Annotated in this window: 17 protein-coding genes; 14 read left to right on the top strand and 3 right to left on the bottom strand. The window is 42.3% G+C overall.

Going from position 1 to position 22,645, the window contains the following annotated elements; translation table 11 throughout:
- The first annotated feature begins 222 nt into the window (after positions 1 to 222).
- The 7 genes from ptsP to AC1EK3_RS05430 all read left to right on the top strand — a co-directional run bounded on the left by ptsP (position 223) and on the right by AC1EK3_RS05430 (position 8,657).
- On the top strand, positions 223 to 1,881 hold the full coding sequence (gene ptsP, locus AC1EK3_RS05460; protein ID WP_480033688.1) for a phosphoenolpyruvate--protein phosphotransferase: 1,659 nt from the start codon (positions 223 to 225) through the stop codon (positions 1,879 to 1,881).
- 104 nt (positions 1,882 to 1,985) lie between these two features.
- On the top strand, positions 1,986 to 2,435 hold the full coding sequence (locus AC1EK3_RS05455; protein ID WP_004104748.1) for a PTS sugar transporter subunit IIA: 450 nt from the start codon (positions 1,986 to 1,988) through the stop codon (positions 2,433 to 2,435).
- Between the two features lie 63 nt (positions 2,436 to 2,498).
- Positions 2,499 to 2,768: a PTS sugar transporter subunit IIB gene (locus AC1EK3_RS05450; RefSeq protein WP_004104746.1), complete on the top strand. Its 270-nt coding sequence runs from the start codon at positions 2,499 to 2,501 to the stop codon at positions 2,766 to 2,768.
- A 116-nt stretch (positions 2,769 to 2,884) separates the two neighbouring features.
- Positions 2,885 to 4,417: a PTS ascorbate transporter subunit IIC gene (locus AC1EK3_RS05445; RefSeq protein ID WP_004104741.1), complete on the top strand. Its 1,533-nt coding sequence runs from the start codon at positions 2,885 to 2,887 to the stop codon at positions 4,415 to 4,417.
- Between the two features lie 224 nt (positions 4,418 to 4,641).
- Positions 4,642 to 5,193, top strand: a complete 552-nt coding sequence (locus AC1EK3_RS05440; protein ID WP_480033689.1) for a YbhB/YbcL family Raf kinase inhibitor-like protein — start codon at positions 4,642 to 4,644, stop codon at positions 5,191 to 5,193.
- A 110-nt stretch (positions 5,194 to 5,303) separates the two neighbouring features.
- The gene (locus AC1EK3_RS05435; protein WP_480033690.1) at positions 5,304 to 6,911 is read left to right on the top strand and encodes a C69 family dipeptidase; all 1,608 of its coding nucleotides are present in this window, start codon (positions 5,304 to 5,306) and stop codon (positions 6,909 to 6,911) included.
- Between the two features lie 228 nt (positions 6,912 to 7,139).
- Positions 7,140 to 8,657 (top strand): formate--tetrahydrofolate ligase, encoded by a 1,518-nt coding sequence (locus AC1EK3_RS05430; RefSeq protein ID WP_480033701.1) that lies wholly within the window; start codon positions 7,140 to 7,142, stop codon positions 8,655 to 8,657.
- A gap of 210 nt (positions 8,658 to 8,867) precedes the next feature.
- On the opposite strand, the gene AC1EK3_RS05425 is transcribed toward AC1EK3_RS05430, so the two are convergent.
- The gene (locus tag AC1EK3_RS05425) at positions 8,868 to 9,710 is read right to left on the bottom strand and encodes an alpha/beta hydrolase (protein WP_480033691.1); all 843 of its coding nucleotides are present in this window, start codon (positions 9,708 to 9,710) and stop codon (positions 8,868 to 8,870) included.
- Between the two features lie 129 nt (positions 9,711 to 9,839).
- Between AC1EK3_RS05425 and rsmI the strand changes: the two genes are divergently transcribed.
- Complete coding sequence (rsmI, locus tag AC1EK3_RS05420) at positions 9,840 to 10,742, top strand: 16S rRNA (cytidine(1402)-2'-O)-methyltransferase (protein ID WP_004104736.1); 903 nt, start codon at positions 9,840 to 9,842, stop codon at positions 10,740 to 10,742.
- 31 nt (positions 10,743 to 10,773) lie between these two features.
- Here the strand turns inward: rsmI and AC1EK3_RS05415 are convergent, their stop codons facing one another.
- A complete protein-coding gene (locus AC1EK3_RS05415; protein WP_480033692.1) occupies positions 10,774 to 11,034 on the bottom strand; it encodes a variant leucine-rich repeat-containing protein in 261 nt (86 codons plus the stop codon).
- The gene (locus AC1EK3_RS05410) at positions 11,025 to 11,651 is read right to left on the bottom strand and encodes a hypothetical protein (protein WP_480033693.1); all 627 of its coding nucleotides are present in this window, start codon (positions 11,649 to 11,651) and stop codon (positions 11,025 to 11,027) included. The genes AC1EK3_RS05415 and AC1EK3_RS05410 overlap by 10 nt, the downstream gene beginning before the upstream one ends.
- 318 nt (positions 11,652 to 11,969) lie before the next feature.
- Here AC1EK3_RS05410 and metG point away from each other — a divergent pair, with 318 nt between their 5' ends.
- The 6 genes from metG (at position 11,970) to AC1EK3_RS05380 (ending at position 22,464) form a co-directional block, all read left to right on the top strand.
- On the top strand, positions 11,970 to 13,841 hold the full coding sequence (metG, locus tag AC1EK3_RS05405; protein ID WP_480033694.1) for a methionine--tRNA ligase: 1,872 nt from the start codon (positions 11,970 to 11,972) through the stop codon (positions 13,839 to 13,841).
- Between the two features lie 335 nt (positions 13,842 to 14,176).
- Positions 14,177 to 15,991, top strand: coding sequence for an ABC transporter ATP-binding protein (locus AC1EK3_RS05400; protein WP_480033695.1), 1,815 nt, complete (start codon positions 14,177 to 14,179; stop codon positions 15,989 to 15,991).
- Between the two features lie 2 nt (positions 15,992 to 15,993).
- On the top strand, positions 15,994 to 17,790 hold the full coding sequence (locus AC1EK3_RS05395) for an ABC transporter ATP-binding protein (protein ID WP_480033696.1): 1,797 nt from the start codon (positions 15,994 to 15,996) through the stop codon (positions 17,788 to 17,790).
- A 55-nt stretch (positions 17,791 to 17,845) separates the two neighbouring features.
- Positions 17,846 to 18,826 carry a TatD family hydrolase gene (locus AC1EK3_RS05390; RefSeq protein ID WP_480033697.1) on the top strand — a complete coding sequence of 327 codons (981 nt, stop codon included), beginning with the start codon at positions 17,846 to 17,848 and terminating at the stop codon, positions 18,824 to 18,826.
- Between the two features lie 164 nt (positions 18,827 to 18,990).
- On the top strand, positions 18,991 to 21,633 hold the full coding sequence (locus AC1EK3_RS05385) for a KUP/HAK/KT family potassium transporter (RefSeq protein ID WP_480033702.1): 2,643 nt from the start codon (positions 18,991 to 18,993) through the stop codon (positions 21,631 to 21,633).
- Between the two features lie 15 nt (positions 21,634 to 21,648).
- On the top strand, positions 21,649 to 22,464 hold the full coding sequence (locus AC1EK3_RS05380; RefSeq protein ID WP_480033698.1) for an HD domain-containing protein: 816 nt from the start codon (positions 21,649 to 21,651) through the stop codon (positions 22,462 to 22,464).
- Positions 22,465 to 22,645 lie beyond the last annotated feature (181 nt).

Below are 22,645 nucleotides of genomic sequence, written 5' to 3'. Positions count from 1 at the left end.
CATATAAAAGCAAACCATATTTTTTCTTAAGGTTTTTTGTTTGCTATTTTCAACATTAAGTGTAGCATAATTAATTGAAAAATACAGAAAACGTTTTCACTTGTTGTAACAACATTTTTAATGGTGTATAGTTTCATTAGTAAGAAACGTTTACCTACAAGAAATGCTTATGCGGCGTTGCGGCCGTAATAAAGTTTCTAAACCTAAAGGAGGGTTTTAAGTATGGTAATCACTGGTGTTGGCATTGGGCGCTCGATGGCATATGGTGAAGTATTGTGTATGGCACCTGCTTTGCATGAGCCAGAGGATTCTCCTCGTGCTGTTAGTGTGTTGGCTGAGGATGCAAAAAAGGCTGTTAAAAATGCTTTAAATGAAGTAAATAAAGACCTAAACCATCGTGCAAGTGAGGCTCTTGAAGCAAAGGATGAGGGGACTCGAAAGGCAGCACCAATTATGCAAGCTCTTGCACAGATGGCCATCGATCCAGCATTAATAAGTGCAATTGAATCTGGTATTGATAAGGGGAAAACAGCTGAACGTGCCACTTGGGAAGGGTTCGCACAATTTGAAGACATGTTGCGTAATCTTGGTGGTTACATGGCTGAGCGTGCAGGAGATTTGCATGATGTTGGCCAGCGTGTTATTGCATCTTTGATTGGTGTTGAAGCTCCTGGAGTGCCGGAAAGTGATTCGCCTTTTGTACTGGTTGCTAAGGATCTTTCACCTGCTGATACAGCTTCACTTGATTTAAGCAAGGTTCAGGCAATTGTCACTCTTGATGGTGGTCCTACAAGTCACACTGCTATTCTTGCTCGTGCTCGTGGAATTGTTGCTGTTGTTGGAGCACACGATGCCTCTCAGCTGAAGAATCATCAAATTGTTGTAGTAGATGCCGTTAATGGTCATGTTATAAGCAGTCCTAGTGAAGAAGAAATCGCGCATGTTAAAGAGTCTCGTGAGCGTTTAGGCCGCGCTCGTGAATTGCGTGGATTGCCTGGAAGTACAAAAGATGGTCATTTGATTCCTCTTTTGGCAAATGTAGGAAAGCCCTCAGATGCCGTAACTGCTCATGAGTATGGAGCAGAAGGAGTAGGTCTATTCCGAACGGAATTTCTGTTTATTGGTAACGAGCAACCGCCTAGTATAGAAGAACAAACAGAATCTTATACAGAGTTACTATCTCAGTTTGAAGGCAAGAAAGTTGTTATTCGATTGCTTGATGCTGGAGCAGATAAGCCGTTACCATTCTTGACTCCTGAAGATGAACCAAATCCTGCCCTCGGACTTCGAGGTTTGCGTACTCTAAGACAGCATATGGATGTTCTAGATGGTCAGCTGGAGGCATTATCTCGTGCTGATGCTGTGACGAATGCTGACTTATGGGTGATGGCTCCAATGGTTTCAGACGAACATGAAGCAGCATATTTTGTAAAACTTGGTAAATCTAAAGGTCTTAAAAAGGTTGGCATTATGGCCGAGGTGCCTTCTATCGCTCTTGTTGCCGAGGAGGTTGCTCAAGTCGCTGATTTTGTATCTATCGGAACGAATGATTTGACGCAATACACTCTTGCAGCAGATAGAACCCTTGGGTCTGTTTCTAATTATCAAACTGCTTGGCACCCTGCAGTGTTGCGCGCGATCAAAATGATTGCAGACGCTGGTAACGCACATGGTATGCCAGTCGGAGTGTGTGGAGAAGCTGCAGCAGACCCAGACTTAGCGGTTGTTCTTACAGGTCTCGGTATTAACTCGCTTTCTATGACGCCGGTTGCTTTGGACGATGTTCGAGCAGAACTTGCTCAAACTACATTTGATGAAGCTAAGGCTAAAGCTCATGATGCTTTAGCTGGAAAGTTCTACCACTCAATCATGCAAGAATAAGCTAAGGGAGTAATTCAAAATATGATCGTTACGAAAAACATTAAAAATTCGATTACCAATCAGAAATAATCAAGAATAATTAACATGCTTAGAAAAGAGAAAATATGAGTACTGATATTGATGAGCTTCTCCCGGATTCTGCAGTAAACCTTGATATTGCAGCGAAAGATTGGCGTGATGCTATTTGTCTTGCAGGCAATGCTTTGAAGGAGTCTGGCTTTACTACTGATGAATATACGAATCAGATGATTGAAACAGTTGAGAAAATGGGCCCGTATATTGTTATTGCCCCAGGCTTGGCTTTGGCACATTCGCGCCCGTCGGAAGCAGTGTTAAAAAGTGGTTTGAGCTGGATTCGTTTAAGTACGCCTGTTAAATTTGGTAACACTGCCAACGATCCGGTCTCTTTAGTAATTGGTCTTGCAGGTCACGATGAAAATGAGCATATTGGCGTTATGTCCGCGGTTGCTGCAGCTTTGTCTAATCCTGTGAAGACTAGAGAACTTGCGCAAGCAAAAAACGCTAAAGAAATTCGCGCAATTCTTAAAAGTTAAATACTAAAGAATTAATTAATTTTGCAAAATTAAAAAAATACAACTCAACGAAAGAGGTTATTTATGAATATTCTATGTGTATGCGGAAACGGCATTGGCACGTCTGTACTTTTAAAAATCAATGTTGAGGCTGCGGCAGCAGACTTAGGTCTTGATGTTACAGTTACTACTTCCGATGCGGGAAGTGCAAAAGGTACTGCGAATATGAATGATCTTGTGCTCACTTCTCCTCAGCTTGCTCCAGAGCTTGAGGGCACTACCACTCCTGTAGAAACAATTGAAAATTTCATGGATGTTGAAGAGGTGAAGGGTGTGCTTGAGCGTTACGCATAAATTATGTGTAACAAATAAACGTTTGATTATGCTGATTACGTGCTTACTGCTTTGGCATAGTCGTACTGTTATTTCATGCGCTATTCGCTTTTTCTAAATAAAAAGAAGGAAATAAGATGAACATTGTAGTTCAGGTTTTAAATTTCATAAGTCAGCAGATTTTGAATGTGCCGGCTTATTTGATTGGTATTATTGCGGCAATCGGTCTTATCGCGCTCAAACGTAGTGCAGGACAAGTGATTGCAGGCGGCTTAAAAGCTGCTATGGGTTACCTCATTTTGGGTGCAGGTGCTGGCGTTGTTGTTGGTGCACTTGCTCCATTTGGTGACTTGGTTTTGAAGTCTACTGGTGCTCATGGTGTTGTACCTACGAATGAGGTTATTACTGCTCAGGCTGCAGGTCAGTACGGTGCTACTTCTGCATACATTATTGTGCTCAGCTTCGTTCTTATGCTTCTTGCTGCACGCTTTACTCCTTTGAAGTACATATTCTTGACTGGTCACCACATGGTGTTTATGTCTATGCTTTTGGCTCTAGTTCTTTCCGTTGGTTTTGGTGCAGGCAACCAGTTGCTTATTGTTATTGTCGGCTCTGTCATTATGGCAACGGTTATGGTTGTTCTGCCAGCTTTTGCGCAGCCTTTTATGAACCGTATTACTGGTAGCGATAAGCTCTCGATTGGTCACTTTAACTCTTTAAGCTACATTGTTTCTGGTGCTGTTGGTGCTGCTGTTGGTAAGAAGTCTAAGTCTACTGAAGATATTAACTTCCCTAAGGGTTTGAGCTTCTTGCGTGATTCAATGGTCTCCACGACTTTGTTGATGGTTGTGCTGTATTTGGTATTCGCGGTGTGGGCTTCGGTTGTGTTGCCAGTAAAGGAACTCTTCAAGATTTTCGCGTCTCACCCTACGGACTATAGTGCCTTCTACATGGCGGCTTTTGCTCAGGCTTTGCAATTTGGAATTGGTGTTAGTGTCATCCTTTATGGTGTTCGTATCATTTTAGGTGAATTGGTTCCTGCATTCCAGGGCATTGCTAACAAGGTCGTTCCAGGCGCTCGTCCAGCATTGGATATTCCAATCGTATTCCCATACGGTGCTAATGCTTCTCTTATTGGCTTCTTGTCTTCCTTCGTTGGAGGTCTTGTAGCTCTCGGACTTATTGCAATTTGGATGGGTCCAGCTTGGGGATTGGCATTGATTCTCCCAGGAATGGTGCCTCACTTCTTCGATGGTGGTGGTGCAGGCGTGTTTGGTAATGCAACCGGTGGTCGCCGTGGTGCTATTCTCGGTGGTTTTATTAACGGTTTAATTATTACATTCCTTCCAGCAGTATTGCTTACTGTTATGGGTTCCTTCGGCTTGGCAAATTCCACCTTCGGCGATGCTGACTTTGGTTGGGTTGGCACTGTTGTTGGTAACTTCGCTCACCTCGGTGCTGGCGTTGGTGCTATAAGCTTGATTATTGTTGCTGTTATTCTGTTTGCCTTGGCTTGGGTATGGCAGGTTAAGGTTGTTAACACTGGCTGGCTTCCTGCAGTAAAGCATGCTGAGTTCATTGAAGGAATTAAGAAGCAAGAGCGTGCTGCTAAGAAAGCAGCTGTGGCAGCTAAGGCTGCTGAAACTCATGAGGAGGCTGCTACAAAATAAATAGAGTACAGTAAAAAAATCACATTTTAGTTAATGCGCCCAGTTTAGATTTCTCTGGGCGCACGTTTTATATTGACCGTCAAATTATGCAGTTAGCGTTGTTTCTTAGTGTTGTTTTTGCTTGAGTGCCACGATCTGCTTGAACAATTAGATTGCGCTAACGTTTGCGTTTATTTGTTACTCGTGCAGTTGATTAGTGTTGTGTAATGGTAGATACTTAAATTATGAATATTTCTACAGATTTCACTACCATTCCGGATAATTATTCTAAAGCTGCGCCGGAGCAGAATAAGATCAGCGGAGTGCCGGTAGTTTCTTTCCCGTTTTACGTTGATAATATGCCGTCTTTTGTGCATTATTTGCATTGGCGTTTTGTTGACGACGATGCAATACCGGTATGCGGTTTTGAGTGGATTCATTGGACTGCTGCAAACGTGCCTGTTGAAGCGTTAATGTTTGATTTTAACGATTCTCACGTTTTACAAATACCGGAAGATTTTTCTCGCACAATGACTTCTATGATTCCGGAAGCTCTTCAAGGACGCAACTCGCAAGCAAGCAGATTTATTGGCTGCAATGATCCAGCAATTACTATGCGTTACAACGGTCCTCAGCCTCCTGATAAAGATCATGAATACATGTTTGAAGTTTTTGGCACAGAAAAGCCTTTGCCAAATCTTAAGCCGGGATTCTACATGAATGAATTGTTACGTGAAGTAAGAAATGTAACTTCAGGTGTAGATGCTGGCGGAATTTTCCTTACTGGTAAAGCCTAAACGCAAGCACAAGAGCAACCAATTAGGTTAGCAGTTAACGCCTAAGCGTTAGAATCAAACAGTAACAAATCTAAAAATAAAATATAAAATCTAAAACAGAGGATGCAAATATGGCATGCACAACAATTCTTGTTGGTAGAAAAGCAAGTTACGACGGATCCACGCTTATTGCGCGTAACGAAGACTCGGCAAATGGCGAGTTCAATCCGAAGCGTTTAGTGGTAGTAAAGCCGGAAGATCAGCCTCGCGTTTATAAGTCTGTTCTTAGCCACGTAACAGTCGAGTTGCCGGATAATCCGATGCAATACACAAGCGTGCCAAATGCAGACTTGCGCGAAGGAATTTGGGGAGAAGCTGGCGTTAACGAAGCAAACGTGGCAATGAGCGCAACTGAAACGCTTACGTCCAACGAGCGCGTGTTAGGCGCAGATCCAATGGTGGAGCTTCAAAAAGCGCAAGGTAAGGAAGGCGACGCTGACTACAAGCCGGAAGTGCCGGGTGGAATTGGCGAAGAAGACTTCTTAACGCTTGTTTTGCCTTATATTCGTAGCGCTCGCGAAGGTGTTGAGCGTTTGGGTGCATTGCTTGAAAAGTACGGCACTTACGAGATGAATGGCGTTGCATTTTCGGATGTGAACGAGATTTGGTGGTTTGAAACTGTCGGCGGTCATCATTGGATTGCTAAGCGCGTACCAGATGAAGCTTATGTTGTTATGCCAAACCAGCTTGGAATTGACGAGTTCGATTTGGATGATGCTTTTGATGCTCAAGAAGAGCATATGTGCTCTGCTGATTTGCTTGAGTTTATTGAAGAAAACCACTTGGATTTGTCGGTGGAAAACGCTTCGCCGTTTAACCCTCGCGACGCTTTCGGCTCTCACTCGGATGCCGATCACGTTTACAACACTCCTCGCGCATGGTTTATGGAGCGTTTCTTGAATCCTTATGACGAAGTGTGGGATGGTAAGGATGCTGATCACAAGCCAGATAGCAACGATATTCCTTGGGCTCGCCAGCCTGAGCGCAAAGTTACAGTTGAGGATATTAAGTACGTTTTAAGCTCTCACTATCAGGGCACTGAGTATGATCCTTACGGCAAACTTGGTGATGAGCATACTCGTCATCTTTTCCGTCCAATCGGCATCAATCGTCAAAGTCAATTGGCTGTAATGCAAATCCGCCCTTACGCGCCGGAAGCGTTCCGCGCGATTCAGTGGATGGCATACGGCTCTAACCCGTTTAATGCGCTTGTGCCGTTCTATCCGAACGTAAATCGCACTCCAAAGTATTTGGAAGATACGACTACTCGCGTAACAAGCGAAAACTTCTATTGGGAGAATCGTATTATTGCAGCTCTTGCGGATGCCGCATTTAACGACACTGCAAACGCGATTGAGCGCTACCAGGAAGTTGTCGGTTCTCTTGGTCACGCAATGGTCAAGTCTACGGATGCTGCCGTGGCAGATATTCTTGGCGTTGATTTGGCCGATTACGAGCCAGAGCGTGAAGGTGATGAAGGCGAAGATTACGATGATTTAGTTCGCGATCCTGAAGCTATTATCGCCGAGCTTCGTAACGACAAAGTGCGCGAAGCTTTGGCTGAAGCAAATGACGATATGGCAGCAAAGTTGAAGAAAGAAACCGATTCTTTGCTTGACACGGTGCTGTACATCACTAGCATGCGTATGAAGAATGGTTTTAATCGTTCCGATCACTAGATTTAAATTTTATTAAAAATTAAGTGCCTTCCTAAGAAATGAACTTTTTATTTCATATGGAAGGCATTTTTGTTATCTTTTGTTATTTTGCTATAGAGGTTGCTAATAGCTCGTATAGATATTGCGTGTGGTGGCTATGCTACGAACAAACAATCGTATAGTATGAATCATGTAATTAACATTATCCGCATGCATAGTTGTGCCAATATGCCTATGAAAGAGGGGTACATGAGCATTCTTGATTCATACACTACAACATTCGGTTTGGTTAAAAAAATTGATGCCTTTGGGTACCTGGATTATTTAAAGCAACATCCAGAGGAGCCTAGGAAGAGCGGTAAGGTTCTGCTTGTTACTGCTGATACTCCTTTAAAAGCTTCTCGCGGAGAAGGTAAAACAACTACAACTATCGCGTTAGTTAATGCATTGCGTGAGCGCGGTGTGGACGCAGCTGCGGTTCTTCGTCAGCCAAGCATGGGCATTACAGCTGCTGGTTCTAAAGGTGGTGCAAGTGGTGGCGGTAAGTCTTCGCTTTCTCACCCGGAGCTAATTGACTGGGGCTTGTGTGGTGAAATGGCTGCTATTGCTTGCGCGCAGAATTTGCTTGTGTCGTTTGCGGAAAAAGCAGTCGACGAGGGTGTTCTTGATACTATTTTAGTTCCTCGAGTTAGCGAGGTTCCTTCGCGATCTTTGCGAAGCATTGCTGTTGATTTTGGCAAGGGGACTGTTCCTGAGCGCGTTGTTTTGACGCCAACTTGCGAGCTTATGCAAATCGTAGTGTTGTCGCGCAGTATGGACGAGATTTCTCATCGTGTTTCTTCAATGATTGCTGGCACAAAAGATGGTAAGCCTGTTAAGTTTGGTGAGTTTGTGGATTTGTGGCGAATCACCAATATTCTTGCCGATGCTGTAAAGCCTGCTAAAACTGAGACGATTAATGGTTCTCCAATCTACGTCCATTGTGGTCCGTTTGCGAACGTTTCGCTTGGTATTCCAAGCCTTGTAAGCGTTGAAATGGCTTGCGCTGAGCATGATGTTGTAGTGGTGGAAGCAGGTTATGGTACGGATGCTGGTGCTCAAAAGTGGTTAGATATTGCTGCTCGCGAGTTTGGTGCAAAGTGGCCTGCTGCTGCAGTTGTAGTTACTCGCGCAACTACTTGGCGAGATGACGAAACTTTGGCTTGGCGTTACCCATTCCATGTTTCTCGTTTGGAATCTCTTAATATCCCTACGTTCCCATTGATTAATTTGTGGGAAGGCGAGGATGATCAAGTGCCTGAATTGTTGGAACAAGCCAAGTCTTTAGGATTCAGAAAGCCTATTGTTGGCAATTTATTCCGCGATGGTGGCGATGGTTTGGCAAATCAGCTGGACGATTTTGTGTCTGCAATAACTGATGATGTTGAAACGAAAGTTCCAGAAAGTAGGCGTGGAAAGACGCTTAGGGAGCGAATTAACTTGCTGTGTGCAGAAGCTTACGGTGTTCCTGTTGAGCGTGTAATCGACAAAGCAGGTTTTGCTGATTCATTGAAAGAAGCGCAGGATTTGTGTGCAAATTCTGGAGTTGTTTTCGATGACCTTGCGCTTGTTGCTGTGAAGTCGCCAGCAACTATGACTGACGATGATCATGCGCCTGAAGATTCTCGCACTGTGACATTGAAGAAAGTGGAAGTTCACGCTGGAGCTGGAGTTGTGCAAGTAAATCTCACATCTTCACTAACAACTCCAATGCCAAAAATTGTGTGATTGCTTTCTGCTGATTTTTTCTTCACGCACGCGCTAGAGCGTGAGCTGAAATGCTAGCTAGAGAGTGAGCTGAAACGCAAGTTAACGCACACTACAAACGCATATTAAAAACGGCGCTAACACACAACTTATGATGTGTTAGCGCCGAAATTATATAAATTACATTAATGTTTGTTTTGTAACGTGTTGAAAACGCAAAGCATCTTTACATCACGCAAAAGTGCGATGCAACCAATCGCATGCAAGCTTAACCCACTGCTGAACTTCTGGCTGCACAAATTCAGTAAGCACATTTCCATTTTCGTCGCGTTTTGCTGTTTCTTTAACTGCCAAAGCTAAGCCGTGCGGTCCTTTAGGGAACAGGTGAGCTTCAACACTTACTCCAGCTTCAACGCAAGCGTTCACAAACATTATTGAATTTTCTACTGGAACCGTCTGGTCTGTAATCGTTTGCCATACAAATACAGGTGGAGTTTTGCGATCCACGTGATTTTCCAGCGAAAGTTCGTTGACGAGTTCAGTTCGCTTTTCGTCGCTAACTTCTCCAAATAGACGATCGAAAGTTGGCTTATGCGCATATTTTCCAGCAGAAATAACAGGATATGCTAGCATAAGCGCATTTGGACGCACATCATCAGCCGCATATCCGTTTGCTTCCTCAACTTCGTCGCTAACGCTAGTTGCAAGGTTTGCAGCCACATGCCCTCCAGCGGAGAATCCAATAATTGCAACTTTTTGCGCATCTACGTGCCATTCTTTTGCGTTCTTGCGAATTAAGCTCATCGCTTCTGCGGCTTCTAAAAGCTGAGTTGGGTATGTGCTTGGAGTAAGCGAGTATCGCAACACAAAAGTGTGGAATCCTTCTGCAGCAAACTTCATGGCAACAGGCTCTGCTTCACGATTCGAGACGCGCAAGAAACCTCCGCCTGGCAAAATTAAAATTGCAGGACGGTTTTGCAAACCTTCGCTATCTAAATTATCGTCTAAAATATATCCAATAAGCTGCGCATCGCTTCCATCTATACTTTTTATTTTCTGATTTATAATCTTCATAGTGTCTCTTTTCGTTTCGCTTATATTGCAATTACACTAAGCATAATTCTAATCAAATACCTCGCTTTGTAAGTGCGTTCTTTTATAAATTCGTGTAGAGTTTTAAGAAGTTTTATAAGGAGATTCAAGATGTGTGACGAAGAAGATAATTTAGGTAAGGTTGTTTTAGCTGCTACGCCTATTGGGAATATGGCAGACGCTTCTGCACGATTAATTAATCTTCTTGAAACTGCTGATATTGTTGCTGCTGAGGACACGCGTAGGCTTTATGATTTAGCGAATCGCCTTGGCGTGCATGTTTCTGGTAGCGTAATCGCATATCACGATCATAATGAGCGCAATAAGGCAGATGGTTTGCTAGACAAAGTTGAGCAGGGCAGCACTGTTCTTGTTGTTTCAGACGCCGGTATGCCTACAATTAACGACCCGGGTCTTGCTGTTGTTCGACGTGCAATAGAGCGCGATTTGCCTGTTACTTGCGCGCCTGGTCCTAGTGCAGTTTTAGATGCGCTTGCTCTTTCTGGATTGCCAACTGATCGATTCTGTTATGAAGGCTTTTTGCCTCGTAAATCTGGTGAGCGTCAACAGCATTTGCGCTCGCTTAAAGCCGAGCGACGAACAATAGTATTTTATGAAGCTCCACATCGTATTGCAGAAGCCATGGAAGACATATTGGCAGTACTTGGCTCTAATCGTCCAATGGCGTTATGCCGTGAACTTACAAAAGATTTTGAGGAAATTCGTCGTGGAACTGTGCAAAGTATTCACGATGGTGTTTTAGCGGATCCTCCTCGAGGTGAAATAGTTTTAGTTATCGGTGGTGCAAGTGACGAAGAAGTACAGTCTGAAAGCACAGATTTAAGCATTGATGCTCTTGCAAAGCTTTCGCTTGAATGTGCAGAATCCGAAGGCTTGCGCATAAAAGAAGCTATTACGAAAGTAGTAAAAGAGCATCCGTTTGCTGACGGATCTTTTGCTAATCGTAAGCAAGTTTACGCGTCTTGTCTTGAGCATAAACCTGATCAAAAGTAAGATTTCTGCTTTTGCTACTTTTTGCTTTCTATTAATTGCTGTCATACGCAGAAAATAGCACTTCAAAACTGTAACGAACGTCAGGACCACCTTGTTGAGAGATATATTCTAAAATTTGCGCGTCTGCTGAAGGGTTTGCAATAATCCATTTTCGAAGTTCCGGTATTTTTTGCGCGATATACCATAGTACTTCCGTTTTTGTTGCAGGGTCGATAGCAACAGATGGCGTGAGTATTATAGGTGGTTTTGGAGGGCTACTTGTTTTAGTTGCATAAGAGTGTTTCATTTCCATGGTTTGTTTGCTTCTTTCGCAATGTTTCGTATCCAATTTCTTGCATGTATTGAGCCTGGGAAATATGGGTTTCTGTCAATAGTGCGTTTGCATTTTCGCAAGTCAATGCTGTATTTAGATATCAATAAGTGAGCAATATTTTTTCTATAAGGTTCGTACTCTTCGTTTTCGCTTGGAGTGTACGCTAAATCGCAAATTGTTCGTTCTGGCGTTGTTATTCTAATTTTTCCAAGTATTACGTATTCTTCATTGTTTAAGTGTCTTCGAAATGCTCGTATTGCATGGCCGTGCGGCTTTTTTCTTCTATGCCCATAATCAATAACATCTATATTTTCAGGAAAATTGCCTCCTATCCAAACCCATGCTGCAGTAAATAAGCAGGCTATGCTTTCTGTAGGCATAAGACTGCTTACAATATTGCTTCTTCCTTGAGTGGAAATAGCTGTTTTATTTGAATATCCTGCATTTAAATCAAGCCTATTGAATACGCCAATTTGAGAAAGTTTTTTCATGCACATTGGGCCTGGTAAATGGTTGTCGTCAAGTAATTCCGGGAATTGCGTTTGTGCTTCTTCGCAAATATCCAATAAATCTCGTATGTTTTGTTGTTTTTTCAATTTTCCTCAATCCTTTCTTTCTGCATGTTTATTTTTTAGCGCGACTATTTACAATCCGTATCGCGCATATTGTTGTTTTTCTAACGCATATTTTCTAGCGAATGTTTTGTAATGCATGCTTTGTAGTGAATAAATTTCGTAGTGCATAAGTTGAGGTTATGCTCATATTTGCTTCAATTCCAGGATGGTTTTATAACTTGTGGATATGTGGATGAACTCGCGTGAGGCTTGTTATTCAGCGTGTTTTTCTCGTATATTTGGGATTCTTTTTGCAATGTTCTTATGTACTGTCCGCGTTGAACAAGATAATAATTGTCTATGAGTCATATTTTGGTGAATGTTGCTTGGCCGTATGCTAACGGCCCTCGTCATATTGGTCACGTTGCAGGTTTCGGGGTTCCGTCGGACGTGTATGCGCGTTACGAGCGCATGAAAGGCAATGACGTATTAATGGTGTCTGGCACGGATGAGCACGGCACACCTATTTTGGTTGAAGCAGATAAGGAAGGCGTTTCTGCGCAAGAGCTTGCTAATCGTTATAATCGCGTGATTACTAAGGATTTGTGCGATTTAGGTTTGAGCTACGATTTGTTCACGCGTACTACTACTGCAAATCACGAGCATGTTGTGCAAGAAATGTTCCGTCAGTGCTTAAACAACGGCTATATTTACAAGGGCACTCAGAAGGTTGCAATTTCGCCTTCTACCGGCCGTACTTTGCCAGATCGTTATATTGAAGGCACATGCCCATTGTGTGGCGCAGATGGTGCTCGTGGTGATCAATGTGATGCTTGTGGAAACGAGCTTGATCCGGATGAGCTTATTAATCCAGTTTCTAAAATTAATGGCGAAACTCCGCGCTTTGAAGAAACTGAGCATTATTTCCTAGACCTGCCTGCTTTGGCTGAGGCGAATGTTAACTGGCTTCATTCTCGCGAAGGTTGGCGCACGAATGTTATTAATTTCTCGCTTGGATTATTTAATGAAGTAAAGCCGCGAGCTATTACGCGCGATATTGATTGGGGTATTCCTGTTCCTGTTGAAGGATGGATTGATAATCCGAATAAGCGTTTATATGTTTGGTTTGATGCTGTTATTGGCTACTTGTCTGCATCTATTGAATGGGCTCGCCGTCAAGGTAAGCCGGACGCATGGCGCGATTGGTGGTGCGATCCTAAGTCTCCTGGCTACTACTTTATGGGCAAAGATAACATCACTTTCCATTCTCAGATTTGGCCTTCGGAAATGCTTGCTTACAATGGTGCCGGTTCTAAAGGTGGCGAAGCCGGTGTTTATGGCCCGTTGAATATGCCTGAACAAGTTGTTGCTTCTGAGTTCATGACTATGGAAGGCAAGAAGTTCAGCTCTTCGCGCGGAATTGTGATTTATGTGAAGGATATTTTGGCGCGTTACCCTGTGGATGCTGTGCGTTACTACATTTCTATTGCGGGTCCAGAAAATTCTGATGCCGATTTTACTTGGGCTGAGTTTGTGCGTCACAATAACGAAGAGCTTGCTGCAAGTTGGGGTAATCTTGTCAACCGTGTGGCAAATCTTATCAATAAGAATTTTGGTGCAATTCCTCCTCTTGATGAAGATTCTATGACTGCAATGGATCGCGCTCTTCTCGATCAAACTTCTGATGCTTTTGCTTTGGTTGGTAGTTTGATTGAGCGTCATCGTCAGAAGAATGCTCTTACTGAAGCAATGCGAGTAGTTGCGGATATTAATAAATATATTTCTGCAACTGAGCCTTGGAAAATTAAAGATGATGAGGCTCGCCTTGGTACTGTGTTGCATGTTGCAGCTCAGGCTGTTTCAGATGCTAATCATTTGCTTGCGCCGTTCTTGCCTCATGCGGCTCAAAGAGTTTGGGAAGCACTTGGTGGCACTGGTGTATTCTCGCCTCTGCCTCATATTGAAGAAGTTGAAGATTTGGATAATCCAGACTTCAAGTATCCGATTATTACGGGTGATTATCGCTTGGGAGAAACTGTTCATCCTTGGGAGAGTGAGGAGCTGGTAGCAGGTACGCCTGTGCCTAAACCAAGTCCTATTTTTGCCAAGATTCCAAAGGAAGCAGTTGAGGAGGAGCTTGAGCGTTTTGCATCTGCTTTATCGGAGCGTCAGCGTGTCGAGGCTGAAAGACTTGCTGCGGCAAAAAAATCTTTGGAAAATAGTGAGAAATAGGTTGAAATTTTTAATAAATAAATTGTAATATTACAAAATATGGCAAATGATTCACCAAAGGAAAATATTTTAAGGAAATTTTAAGGAAAAACTCTTTTCTTTGGACGAATGTTTAGCTATACTAACAAATGTTAATGGTTCACCATTAGCGAGGTTCGTTCGCGAACCCCATAATTGAAACCTTCTTCTCTCTTTCTCTCTGCCCCGGCGGGTTTCTCTTCTCGCCGGGCTTCTTTTTATCTTTTGACCTTTAATACATGTTTTTGTTTTTTGTATGTAAAATTATTTATTGATTTATTTTTTTTTATTTGTGTGAGCAAAGGGGAAAACAGCGCATGTATGTGAATCCAACTAAATGTAAAGATGCGAGTAACGTGCGCTGGGTATTGCAATACTGTAAGCCGGATATGTGGAAAGTTTGGCTTTCTATTTTTCTATTTATTATCAACGACACAATGGCAATGACAATGCCGTTGCTTTCGGGCTTTATTGTAGACAAAATCATTATTGGCAAACAGCATAATTTGCTTATAAGCGTATGCGTTTTGATGGTAGCAATGATGATTGTTCGCGTTGGATCAAGGTATATTTACCAGCTTTTAATGGAAAAGTTTGGTCAAAATGCCGTGTATCGCCTTGTGAGCGACGAGTATGAAAAGCTTCATTCTCTCGATTTTACGTACTTTAATCACACGCGCACAGGTGACATTATGAGCCGCATGACATCGGATACTGACGCGATTCGCCATATTTTAAGTTGGGTTTCATATATGGCGTTAGATTGTGTAGTAATGTTCGTGCTTGCGCTAGTAATAATGTTTTCAATCCAATGGCAGCTAGCTTTAGCACTTATGTCAATTACGCCATTTTTGTTCCTGCTCGCAAAAATTATGGGCAAAAAAGCTAGACCGAAGTTCCTTGCAATTCGTGAATCCTTCGCGCGCATGAATTCAATGGTGGAAGAAAATATCGAGGGTAATCGCGTAGTAAAAGCTTTCGTGCGCGAAGATTACGAAACTAAAAAATTTGACGAGTGTAACGAAGACTACTTTAATCGCAATATTACGCTTGCAAAAAATACTCAAAAATACATGCCTTGGCTTGATGGCATGGGTTTTGTGCTCGAGCTTATAACAGTTGGTTTCGGCGGATGGCTTGTTTTAAACGGCAGCATGACTTTAGGCACATTCGTCATTTTTAACAGCTTCCTTTGGATGCTACACATGCCTGTACGAATGGCGGGATGGCTTATTAACGATTGGCAGCGTTTTAACGCAGGATGCGTGAATATCCGCAAGCTTCTTACGCAAGAATCGCATATTAAACATCCAAAAGAAGCTGACGAAACCGTTAAAATCAAAGGCAAAATTACTTTTGAGCATGTTGATTTTGCATTCCCGGACGATCAAGACTCTCCAATCTTAAAAGATATTGATTTAGACGTTCCTGCTGGAAGCAAACTGGGTATTCTTGGTGAAACTGGTTCCGGCAAGTCAACTCTTGTAAGTCTTATTGCAAGATTCTACGATCCGACGCGTGGTCGCGTTTTAATTGACGGAAAAGACGTGCGCGAATGGCCGCTAGAAACTGTTCGCAACCAAGTTAGCATAGTTGCGCAGGAAACATTCCTATTTTCGGACACTATTGCAGGAAATATTAGTTTTGGATTAACTCAAACTAAAGAAAATTGTAAGGAATTAGATAATACTATTCGCACTATGGCAACAATTGCTGCAGCGGACGATTTCATTATGAATATGCCAGAAGGCTATGAAACAGTAGTAGGCGAGCGTGGCGTAGGTCTTTCTGGTGGGCAAAAGCAGCGTTTGAGCTTAGCTAGAGCGTTGGCAAATAATCCTGCAATCTTGATTATGGACGATACAACTTCTGCTGTAGATATGGAAACTGAAGAGCATATTCAACAGGAGTTAAAAAAGCTTGATGGCACGCGCACAATAATCACTATTGCGCACAGAATTTCATCCGTTAAAGATGCAGACATGATTGTTGTGCTAGATCACGGGAAAATTGTTGAACGCGGCACGCATGCTCAGCTTGTTGCATCGCACGGAAGATATTGGGAGATTTACAGAAAGCAACTTGGCTTTAAAACAGGCAGGTCTGCAGGATTCGAAACGAAGGGGGAGTAGAAATGGCACAACGTAATACTTACCGCGAAGACGAAAGTCAAGAAGAACACATAAACGTGCATGAACTTATGCGCGTTAAAAAATACATGAAGCCGTACACTGCTAAACTTCTACTCGTAATTATGGTAGTTATTAGCGGCAGCATAATTATGACAGCAATGCCAATGATTACAAAAACGCTAATCGACGTTGTATTGCCGCAAAAAAATGTAAATTATTTATATGCAATTATTGCAGTATTTGCAGTGCTCATCATATTGTATGAACTCGGTTTAGCGTACAGAACTTTAGCGATTACACGCATCGGCCAGATGATAATCAAAGACATGCGCCGCGATATTTTTACGCATGTGCAATCATTGTCTTTTGACTATTTTGATTCGCGTCCGCATGGGAAAATTCTGATTCGCATTGTAAACTACATCAATACGCTTTCTGACACGCTTTCATCCGGTTTAATTAACGTATTTTCCGACGTTTTTGTGCTTATTATTACATTGATAACAATGTTTGTTATAGATTGGCGAATGGCTTTGTGGAGCTTGGCACTATTCCCAATATTTATAATTTGGACACGCACTTTACAAATTTTGCAAAGAAAAGCGTCTAAAAAGTTATCGAATAAACAAAGTAATTTAAATGCGTATTTGCACGAATCAATCGCAGGAGTAAAAACAACGCAAACTTTTGCGCGAGAAGCTACAGCATACGCTACTTTCCAAGAGCAACAAGCAGAAGTAAGAACTGCTTGGATGCGAAACGTTAGAGTGCAAATGTTACTTTGGCCTGGCGCTTCAATTATTGAAACCGCTGCAATAGCACTTTTGTATTACGCTGGCATAGCAAACTTGGGTGCATTGAACGTGAGCACGGGCACGCTTATAGCATTTGTTTGGTATTCGACTACTTTTTGGGATCCTGTAGTAAATATTGGAAACTTCTACACGCAACTTGTAACGTGTTCAGTTTATTTGGAACGAATTTTTGAAACTTTAAGAATTAAGCCAAATATTGTAGATAAGCCAGATGCTATTCAATTGCCTCAAATAGAAGGAAAAGTAGACGTAAACGATGTTGTTTTCCGTTACGAAGAAGATGGAAGGCCAATATTAAACTTGGTTGATTTGCATGTTAATCCTGGCACTACTGTAGCTCTTGTGGGACCTACTGGCGCAGGAAAAACAACTCTTGTAAGTCTTCTTTCTAGATTCTACGATGTTTCAGAAGGATCAATTACTATAGACGGATACGACGTGCGCTCAGTAACGCTCGCATCTCTTAGAAAACAAATGGGCGTAATGTTGCAAGATAGCTTTATTTTCAGCGGAACCGTGCGCGAGAACATTCGTTATGGAAAGCTCGATGCCACTGATGAAGAAATTGAGAATGCAGCACGCGCAGTTCATGCTCACGAATTTATTGAAGAATTACCGAACGGATACGATACTGAAATTGAAGAGCGCGGAGCTACTCTTTCTGCAGGTCAGCGTCAGCTTATATCGTTTGCGCGAGTATTACTCGCAAATCCGCGAATTCTTATTCTAGACGAGGCAACAAGCAATATTGATACTCGTACAGAAGAAGCATTACAAGCAGGATTAGCTCAATTACTTAAAAATCGCACATCTTTTGTAATAGCGCATAGGCTTTCGACAATTGAGAATGCGGATTTGATTTGCGTAATCAATCATGGAGAAATTGTTGAGAAAGGCACTCATAACGAGCTTATGGATGCAAGAGGAGCATATTATCGTCTTGTAAAATCGCAATATGATGCAATTCGCAAAACAGTTTTATAAATACTTATAATTGCAATAAAAATTGACAGTTGAGTTTGTGAGTAGACTTAAAAATATGAGTAAACATCATCGCGAACATAATTGGGCTCCGGCTTTAGCAGCGCAATCTGCAGTATGGGAAAATCTGCTACAAGAAGGAATAACAATTGCAGACGATCATACGCACATGCTTAGCGTTGTGGATTTTGCGCATAATCTAAATCAAGAATTAGCAGAAAAAGGCCGCGAGTTAATAGCGGAACCTTCTGCAGACGATTTAGTTGCTCAAGCAAAATCATCAGGCGTTTCGCACATGCTAGAAGTCGGATGTGAATATCCAGATTGGGAGCCGACGATTAAGTTTGCTCAAACGCATGAAAATTCAGTTCGCGCAGCAATCGCAATACACCCGAACGAAGCAGTATTGCATGGGCATAAAGGTGCTCAAGGGCCTGACGGACTGCCGATAGTCTACAAGCCGTATCACGATATTCCATTTGACGAAGCTATGCAACATTTGCGTTCGCTAGTAATTGCGCATCCAAAAGAAGTAGTGGCAATAGGTGAAACCGGTTTAGACTACTTTCGTACGGGAGAGTCTGCGCGACTTACGCAAATAGAAGCTTTCCGCGACCACATTGCGCTCGCAAAAGAGCTGAATTTACCTTTACAAATTCACGATCGTGACGCTCACGAAGACGTAGTAAAGGTTTTATTACAAGATGGCGCTCCTGAGCGAACAGTATTTCACAGTTATGCTGGTGGTGTGGATTTAGCAGAAATATTGAAAGAGCACGGTTGGTACGCAAGTTTTTCTGGAACTATAAGTTACAAAGGCAATGATGAGTTACGCGAATCTGTGCGAATTATTGGCAAAGATCATATAACTGTTGAAACGGATGCGCCTTATTTAACGCCAATGCCGTATCGTGGACGCCCAAACGCGCCTTATATGGTTCCTTATACGCTAGAAACACTTTCTGAAGTTCTAAATATATCGTTATTGCAAGCAGCGAAAGTTACACGCGAAAATACGCGAAAAATTTACGAATTTTAGGAATATAAAATCCTTAATTTTCAAGGATTTTTTAATATTTTTTGCGCGATGCACTATTGTTGTATACAATATCCAAGTACGGAAATAAAACTGTGAGGTGTGAGGTTTATGCGACTTCTTGTTGGCATCAAGAAGAAGCCTCATATATGGAGGAACAATTAAGCATGACTAAGTCACGCACTGCTGTACCATCAAACGATAGTACAAAGGACCCTCGCAACGGCGCGAAAGATTCCGAGAAAAGCACTAAATCCTTAAAAAGCACTAAGGACGCTATATTGCGAGCTGCCTCGTTTACTAAGGCTCCTCAGGTGTCAAAAAAAACGACAACACGTGAAGAGCGCAAAGTAATAGCTCAACAGCAAGCGCAAGAGGTAAAAGAAGCAGAAAAGCTTGTTGCTAGTGCAGTACGAGGTCCGTTAGGTAGATGGTGGGCAAAATTGCAAACCAGTTCCGATCGTTTTACATTGGGAATGGCAATTGTTGCTCTTGGCGTTGTTTATGGCGATATTGGTACTTCTCCGCTTTATACTGCGCAAACATTTTTGGCAGGTCAAGGCGGTTTACAAAACATAAATCGCGCGACTATATACGGCATGCTTTCGCTGTTATTCTGGTCAATCACATTAATTACAACCGTAAAATACGTATTTGTTGCAATGAGAACAGACAACAAAGGCGAGGGTGGCATTTTTGCTTTATATTCGCTTCTACGTAAAAAAGGTGCGTGGCTTGCAATACCAGCAATGATTGGTGGAGCTGCGTTTTTGGCAGATTCTGTGCTGACTCCTGCAGTTTCCATCTCTTCAGCAGTTGAAGGTTTGCGTACGATTGCAGTGTTTAAGCCAATATTCTTAGAAAATGAGAATTTGTCGATGATGATTACGGTTGTTATAATCGTCATACTTTTCTCTGTACAGCAGCGTGGAACTGAGCGAATTGGCAAAGTATTTGGCATTGTTGTGATGCTTTGGTTCGCTTTCCTTGCGCTTGTTGGCGTTATGAATATTGACCAAGATTGGGCTATTTTTGAAGCACTTAACCCAATTTATGGCGTGAAATTCCTGTTTAGCACGCACAATGTGCAGGGATTAGCTGTTATGGGCGTGATCTTCCTTTCTACTACTGGTGCTGAAGCGTTATATTCCGATATGGGGCATGTTGGTAGAGGTAATGTTTACGCAACCTGGCCGTTTATTAAAGTTGCTTTGCTGCTGAATTACTTTGGGCAAGGCGCTTGGATGTTGAAAAATCAAAACGATAAAGCGTTATGGTCAATAGAAGGCTTGAACCCATTCTTCCAAATGCTTGAACCGAATGTACGATATGTTGCCGTTATTCTTTCGGTTACTGCAGGCATTATTGCTTCTCAAGCGCTGATTACAGGCGCATACACGATGGTTTCTGAGGCAACAAGCCTAAATTGGATGCCTCATTTGCAAGTGCGATATCCTGCTAGAACTCGCGGACAGCTGTATATTCCAGTTGTGAACGTTGTGCTGTGTGTTGCAACTATTACAGTTCTTGCAGTGTTCCGCGACTCTGAGCATATTTCTGGCGCATACGGTTTAGCTTTAACTCTGACTATGCTTGCTACGACTATTTTGCTCACAGTGCACATGTGGTATCAAAAGAAGCGATTTGGTGCTTTCGTGTTTGCAATTGTATTCCTCATGATTGAGATGATGTTCTTTGTGGCTTCTATGGCGAAATTCATGCACGGCGGCTGGTTTACTATGCTGCTTGGTGCTTCAATTTTGATCATTATGGTCACTTGGAAAGATGGAACTAAAATCGAGCGTTCGCAACGTTTGCACATGAAGCCTAAAGATTTCTTACCTGTGCTAGATAAGTTGCACGGAGATTTTAGAATTCCGTATTTTGCCGACAATATTGTTTACTTGACTTCCGATCGTGAAATGAAGCGTCTCGATACTGGAATCTTCTTCTCCATTTTTGCTGACCACCCTAAGCGAGCTAGAGCTTGGTGGGCTGTTTCTGTAGAAACTGACGATGCTCCGTTTACTCGTGAGTATTGTGTAGAGAATTTCGGTACTGACTACTTATTCCGCGTAAAAATTAAACTCGGATTTAAAGTATCGCCTTCTATACCAGCGTATCTTCACCAAATTATGCACGATTTGTCGCGCACGGGCGAGCTTCCTCAGCAAAAATCCGTGTACCCGAAGGTTGATGCAGATCCAGATATTGGACCAATTCGCTACGTGCTGTTACACAAAGCGTTGATGCCGGAATCTAATATTTCTGTGCGTGGAGCGTTATCTCTAAAGATGAAATATGCAATTAGACATGTTGCTGGTACGCCTGTTAAATGGTTTGGTTTGGCTCCGTATAATCCGGTTGTTGAAGTGCAGCCGTTGTTTGTTTCTACTCGCAGACCTCCGCGTTTGAAGCGTGAAGACTGCTCTCAGCGAGCAGTTCAATCTTTGCAAGGTGCTTCAGCAGTTGAAACTAATATTCACGTTGCGAAAGATATCAGACCTACTGATGCTGAGCAAACTGCTGTTATGAACGCACGAGATATTGCGGCTGCTAATGTGATGTTTGCTGACGAAAAACTTGCCAATACTGGGAAAATTAGCCAACTTCCAATTAAAGAGATAAAAAAAGTTAGCGAAGAAAAGTCTAAGAAAGACGGAGCAAATATCGATGCAGCGAATGTAACGCATGCTGTTGTGCAGGCTGTGGAGGATGCTGCACGCGTAGATGATGCGAACAGTGTGGAATCCGAAAAGAGCGCTGCAAACGAAAAGAGCGCAAAAAATAATCTTAAGGAAGAATCTTAAGGAAGAGTTTTAAAAATGGAAAATGGTGCAGAAAGCATACTTAATTGCAACTCGATAAAACTCGCTAATTTACCTGATTTTAGTGAAGTAGAGAAATTGCATAAAGCAACTGCACCATCTTCTGCTGCTTATGAGCTTATTCACGGTCATTGTGTTGTAATATCAACAATTTCTTGGCAAATTGCTCATCATAGCAATATGCTTTTGTCAGCTGAAAATCGTGCTGCTCAAATGAGTGACGCTTTGCGTAAGCGTGCTGAATTAGCAAAAAATTGCCTTCAGGAGCTTGTCGGAGATAGTTATGCAATGTTGCCTGCGGTTAGTGGTGGATTAGCTCCAAAACAGTATATTGATGAATACGCCGCTTTAATAGGTGGATTGTTGCACGATATTGGCACGTATTTTGTTCTTGAAAGTGATGGCAGTAGCAACGCTGGTGGCATATTGCGTTTTGATGGTCCGAATTATATTTTGCATGGTTTTCGTGGATATAAATATTTAATTGATAATGGTTTTAGCGAGGACGCTGCGCAATTTGCGCGCAATCATACTGGAGTTGGCTTGACTCGAGAGCAAGTTGTTGTGCAAAATTTGCCTCTTCCTGCTGAAGACTATATTCCGCAAACAGTTGAGCAAGAGATTGTTATGGTTGCGGATAAATATAACAGTAAATCAATTCCTCCTCGTTTTTTGACAGTTGACTCTTATCGTCGCAAGGCTGCACGATTTGGTGAAGACAATGCTAATCGTTGGATGCAATTGGTTGCGAAATATGGTGAGCCAGATATTGCAGGCCTGGCAGAAATCTTTAATATGTGTGTCGATGCGTGAGCATTATTGATTTTTTGCGTATTTTTATCCTATTTTTGTGTACTTTTTAAGAAATTTATTATTTTTTAAAAGGTTTTTATAAATTCAATATTAGATAGCGTGCTTTTTTGGGTGCTTTTTCGCGATTTTCGACACGCCGGTGTTTTGGCTTGTTTTCAATGGTTTTGGGGTGTTTGTTTTT

The sequence above is a fragment of the Gardnerella sp. C0026F2 genome (assembly GCF_056590715.1).
This window is presented reverse-complemented; position numbering and strand designations above follow the sequence as displayed.